The organism is Staphylococcus sp. HMSC056G08 (assembly GCF_001812305.1).
Lineage (GTDB): Bacteria > Bacillota > Bacilli > Staphylococcales > Staphylococcaceae > Staphylococcus > Staphylococcus simulans.
Genome location: NZ_KV808483.1, coordinates 1 through 5,038, shown reverse-complemented (window position 1 = coordinate 5,038; position 5,038 = coordinate 1). Strand labels below are relative to the sequence as shown.

The following is a 5,038-nucleotide window of genomic DNA, read 5'->3' as shown; positions in this document are numbered from 1 at the left end:
TAACGGACAAGCACATTCAGCTTGTCCGTTATTTTTTAACTCCAAATATTTAAATGTTTTTGTTTCGCTTCTCGTTCAGCATCTTTAAGCACATCTCGGTACTTGCCATTCGGCGCAAAGTACTTTTCACGTGCAAGTCCTTGTTTAACTAATTCTTCGTTAAACATATGGTTCTCATCTAACCAAACATAAGCTAAATAGCGGCCATATTGATCTTTCGGCTCTTTATCAAATTCTAAATAAACCTTTTGGTTATTTAAATGCTTCTTGGTATAGTTTGAAGCCTCTTTCCCGTACGGTTGTACAGGTGTATTAGGTTTAACTGTTTCTGGTGTATCCATACCAATCATTCTGACTTTAATTTCACGATTATCTTTATCTGTTGCGATAAAGGTGTCACCATCAATAACACGTTTGACAGTAACCGCTTCTTTATCCCCCATCGATGTCGACGCTTGTTCTCCACCGCTTTGTTTAAAGGGACCTGAATGATTAAAGTATTGGAAACCTAAAACAATTACAGCAATCACTGCAATTACAATGATTGACGACATAGACTTACGTTTCAAAAATTTTCACCTGCTTTGATTAAAGTTATCACCGACTCATCATACCTATTTTTTCATAGGTGCGTCAATTCTCTGATGCACAAAAATTTGGTATGATAGAAACAAGGAATTTGATGAGGAGGCGCGCTATGCAAGCCATTAAAGAAAATATTGTAACGATTGTTGCCGTTGCAGTCGCAATTATCGTCGGCTTGATTTTGCAATATGTATATGAGTTTCCATTACTAGTCACAGCAATTATTGGCATCTTAATGGGAATGCTCGTCGGTTTTATTTTATTTATCATCCAGCAGAATCGAGATAAACACAATAAAAGAAAATAACACAGTATAAATAAACTCGGAAATGAGACAGCTCACTTCCGAGTTTTTCTTATCTTATAAAATTGGTGTAATCAGTTTTGAGAAGCCCTCTTTCATTTTAATCCAGAATGAACGATTCGCATAACGTGCTTTCGTTAATTCTGTTGAAAGTGTGATATCATGTTCAAACGCTTTACGTAACTCTGTAGCGATTTCTTTGTTATACATAAAAGCGTTGACTTCAAAGTTTAATTCAAAGCTTCTGAAGTCCATGTTGGCTGAACCGACACTAGCCACTTCATCATCAATTACCATCGTTTTAGAATGGATAAACCCATTATTATACGTATAGATTTTGACACCAGAGTCTAATAGCTCTGCCGCATGGTAATACGTTGCCCAATATACAAACGGATGGTCAGGCATATCAGGAATCATCAAGTGAATGTCTACTCCTGAATTTGCGGCCATCTTCAACGCATTGATATAAGAATTATCTGGAATGAAGTAAGGACTCTGCATATAAATCGATTTTTTAGCTGAGTTAATCATTTTTGTATAGCCGAATTCAATTTCATGCCAGTTATCATCAGGTCCGCTTGAACAAATCTGAACAGAAGCTTCCCCTACATCTTCTTTCACTGGGAAGTATTTAGGTTTATATGGCAACGTTTGACGTTTAGATTGAGAGTTCCAATCCAACATAAAGCGTAATTCTAACGCATCCACTGCAGAACCTTTAATTCTGACATGTGTATCTCTCCAATAACCGAATTTTTTACTTAAGCCTAAGTATTCATCTCCAACGTTGAAACCACCGATATAACCGATTTGACCGTCAATTACAACAATCTTTCTATGGTTACGGTTATTAATTCTGAAGTTGATTAACGGCAGTTTGCTTGCGAAGAAAGCTTCAACTTGCCCACCAAGCTTTCTAAAACGCTTGAATTGGCGCAAGGTTAACTTTTTCGAGCCAATATCATCATATAATAATAAGACCTCTACACCCGCTTCTAAACGCTCTTCTAAAGCATCAATAATGCGATGGCCTAAACCATCTAATTCAAATACATAATACTCTAAGTGGATGAAAGACTCCGCTTTTTTAATATCTTCAATCATTTGATCGTATAATTTATGGCCATCGACAAACACATCGATATCATTACCTTCTGTTAAGAAAGCAGGTTGTCTCGTTAACAGCATATTTACTAAGTCATGATGTCGTTGAACTATTTCATTATCACTTTGTATCTGATTTTGTTGAACTTGGTAACGTTGTTCATTGATAATATCATCAAATTGTTCTATATCTTTTCTGTAATCTTTGTATAACTTTTTCTTTGATACGCCTCTTCCAAATAAAATGTATAAGAAGAAACCTAACACTGGTGCGATAAATAAAATAAACAACCAAGCCCATGTGGCACTTGTCGACCTATTTTTCAAGAAGATGATATTAAAGGCAACAATCAAATTCAAGATTGTGAATAAGATAAATATGCCTAGCAATATATCACCTAGTAATCCTGGTACGTAAAAGGCTATCATTGTCTCAACTCCATTCTTGCGATTCATTTTAAACTCTTACATTGATTTAATGGTAAGTTAAAACGTCTATCATTTAATATAAATAAGATAAAACTATTTTAACATTTATAATCGCTTAAGACATCATATAAACAACTGAAATATCAGTACTTGAGTACGTCTAATTTCACATTTCATTTAGTCAAATGTTTATGTCTAACGCAACTTAGGTATAATTTTACATAGAGAAAGTCATAGTAGGTTCTCTCTTATTTAAGTAAAAACGCAGTAAATCGGAACGAAAATGTGAAATGTTTTTGAATGGTTCGTGTTTTAATTTGTTAGAATTATCAGAAAATATATGTTGAACCCTTGATATATAAGGCTTTTTATACTGATGTTAGGAAACCTTACATATTTTTGTAATTTCGGTTTATTTGTGATAAGTTAATAACAAGTTCAAAAATAGAGGTGATGGAGAAATGTCAAATGATGCACTTCGCAGAAACATGGCCGTCTTCTCTATGAGTGTCGTAAATCAATTGACTGAGCTAACACCAAGACAGGTACGGTATTACGAAGCACATGGACTCGTTAAACCAGAGAGAACACCCGGTAACAAAAGATTATTTTCGATGAATGATTTAGATCGCCTGTTAGAAATCAAACACCTATTAGAAAAAGGGTTTAACCTAAAAGCAATCAAACAAATCATTTATCAAGATGATCAACATTTGTCTACTGATGAAAAAGCCATCAGAAAACACGTTATCGTTGAAGCAACACAGAAACCGCAACAGGAAGCTATCCCGATAAATCGAGGCGACCTATCTCGTTTTATCAAATAATTCACTGGAGGATTTAAAACATGGCAAAACGTACATTTACAAAAGATGACATCCGCAGATTTGCTACTGAGGAAAACGTAAGATATTTACGCTTGCAATTCACTGACATTTTAGGAACAATCAAAAATGTTGAAGTACCTGTAAGTCAATTAGAAAAAGTATTAGATAATGAAATGATGTTCGACGGATCTTCAATCGAAGGTTTCGTTCGTATTGAAGAATCAGATATGTATTTACACCCTGACTTAGACACTTGGGTTATCTTCCCTTGGACAGCAAGTCAAGGTAAAGTTGCACGTTTAATCTGTGACGTATACGGTACAGATGGTAAACCATTCGCTGGTGACCCACGTACTAACTTGAAACGTGTCTTAAACGAAATGGAAGAATTAGGCTTCACTGATTTCAACTTAGGGCCTGAACCAGAATTCTTCTTATTCAAATTAGATGAATATGGCGAACCAACATTAGAATTAAATGACCATGGCGGTTACTTTGACTTAGCTCCTACTGACTTAGGTGAAAACTGCCGTCGTGATATCGTATTAGAATTAGAAGACATGGGCTTTGACATTGAAGCCAGCCACCACGAAGTTGCGCCTGGCCAACATGAAATCGACTTCAAATACGCAGATGCCATCACTGCATGTGATAACATCCAAACTTTCAAACTTGTTGTTAAAACAATTGCACGTAAACATAACTTACATGCGACATTTATGCCAAAACCATTATTTGGTGTAAACGGAAGCGGTATGCACTTCAACGTTTCTTTATTCAAAGGTAAAGAAAATGCATTCTTCGATCCAAATGGTCGTGACCAAATGACTGAAGAAGCTTACCAATTCATCGCAGGTATCTTGAAAAACGCACGTGGATTCACTGCTGTATGTAACCCATTAGTAAACTCATACAAACGTTTAGTTCCAGGTTACGAAGCACCATGTTATATCGCTTGGAGTGGTAAAAACCGTTCTCCATTAGTACGTGTCCCAACTTCACGTGGTTTATCTACACGTGTAGAAGTTCGTTCAGTTGACCCAGCAGCTAACCCATATATGGCTTTAGCAGCAATCTTAGAAGCTGGTTTAGACGGTATCAAAAACAAACTTAAAGTTACTGAACCTGTAAACCAAAATATCTATGAAATGAACCGTGACGAACGTGAAGCAATCGGTATCGAAGATCTTCCTTCAACACTTTACACAGCATTAAAAGCAATGCGTGAAAACAAAATTGTTAAAGATGCTTTAGGTTCACACATTTATAATCAATTCATCAACTCTAAATCAATTGAGTGGGATTACTATAGAACACAAGTATCTGAGTGGGAACGCGAACAATACATGAAATTGTATTAATCACTACGCACACAGGTGCTAAACAATAGGGATAAAAAAAGAGGCCGACTGGCCTCTTTTTTGTTGCTATCTTAATCTTTTATTGCGTTTTATCTTACCAAGTTTATACAAAATGAAAGAAACTGCTACCATATATATTCCTAACACCGAATAGAAAAATACAGGTCCTAAAGATTTACTTGCTTCAAAGCACAACAGCATCATTAATGATAAGACAAATAATAAGGTACGATAAGTCAGAACCATAACGTTCTCCTCCACTTCGTTGATTCATGTACCTTCTTTTTCTCTCACATGTTCATTTTTATTATATCTTTTATTTATTAAATTTCATATACTTCATAGTATTTTTTCTGTGTTTTCATTAAAAAACCGACGCAAAATTGCGTCGGTCAGACTGTCGACAAAGTCCTACGGACTTGTCG

General features: G+C 35.6%; 5 protein-coding genes. 3 read left to right on the top strand and 2 right to left on the bottom strand.

The genetic code is table 11. From position 1 onward, the window contains the following. Positions 1-35: 35 nt before the first annotated feature. Positions 36-569 carry a thermonuclease NucI gene (locus HMPREF2846_RS08140; RefSeq protein ID WP_002480830.1) on the bottom strand — a complete coding sequence of 178 codons (534 nt, stop codon included), beginning with the start codon at positions 567-569 and terminating at the stop codon, positions 36-38. Between the two features lie 128 nt (positions 570-697). On the opposite strand from HMPREF2846_RS08140, the gene HMPREF2846_RS08135 reads away from it, so the two are divergent. After that, positions 698-892, top strand: coding sequence for a hypothetical protein (locus tag HMPREF2846_RS08135; protein WP_023015265.1), 195 nt, complete (start codon positions 698-700; stop codon positions 890-892). Positions 893-946: 54 nt separating this feature from the next. Here HMPREF2846_RS08135 and cls read toward each other — a convergent pair whose 3' ends face one another. Continuing rightward, the gene (cls, locus tag HMPREF2846_RS08130; RefSeq protein ID WP_070626400.1) at positions 947-2,425 is read right to left on the bottom strand and encodes a cardiolipin synthase; all 1,479 of its coding nucleotides are present in this window, start codon (positions 2,423-2,425) and stop codon (positions 947-949) included. 461 nt (positions 2,426-2,886) lie between these two features. On the opposite strand from cls, the gene HMPREF2846_RS08125 reads away from it, so the two are divergent. Continuing rightward, positions 2,887-3,252 carry a MerR family transcriptional regulator gene (locus tag HMPREF2846_RS08125; protein WP_002480827.1) on the top strand — a complete coding sequence of 122 codons (366 nt, stop codon included), beginning with the start codon at positions 2,887-2,889 and terminating at the stop codon, positions 3,250-3,252. A 20-nt stretch (positions 3,253-3,272) separates the two neighbouring features. Beyond that, positions 3,273-4,613: a type I glutamate--ammonia ligase gene (gene glnA, locus HMPREF2846_RS08120; RefSeq protein WP_002480826.1), complete on the top strand. Its 1,341-nt coding sequence runs from the start codon at positions 3,273-3,275 to the stop codon at positions 4,611-4,613. Positions 4,614-5,038 lie beyond the last annotated feature (425 nt).

What these genes read in the sequence shown, in the direction of transcription:
- glnA (WP_002480826.1), top strand. Translation starts at nt 3,273, where the DNA reads ATGGCAAAACGTACATTTACAAAAGATGACATCCGCAGATTTGCTACT.
- cls (WP_070626400.1), bottom strand. Translation starts at nt 2,425, where the DNA reads ATGATAGCCTTTTACGTACCAGGATTACTAGGTGATATATTGCTAGGC.
- HMPREF2846_RS08135 (WP_023015265.1), top strand. Translation starts at nt 698, where the DNA reads ATGCAAGCCATTAAAGAAAATATTGTAACGATTGTTGCCGTTGCAGTC.
- HMPREF2846_RS08125 (WP_002480827.1), top strand. Translation starts at nt 2,887, where the DNA reads ATGTCAAATGATGCACTTCGCAGAAACATGGCCGTCTTCTCTATGAGT.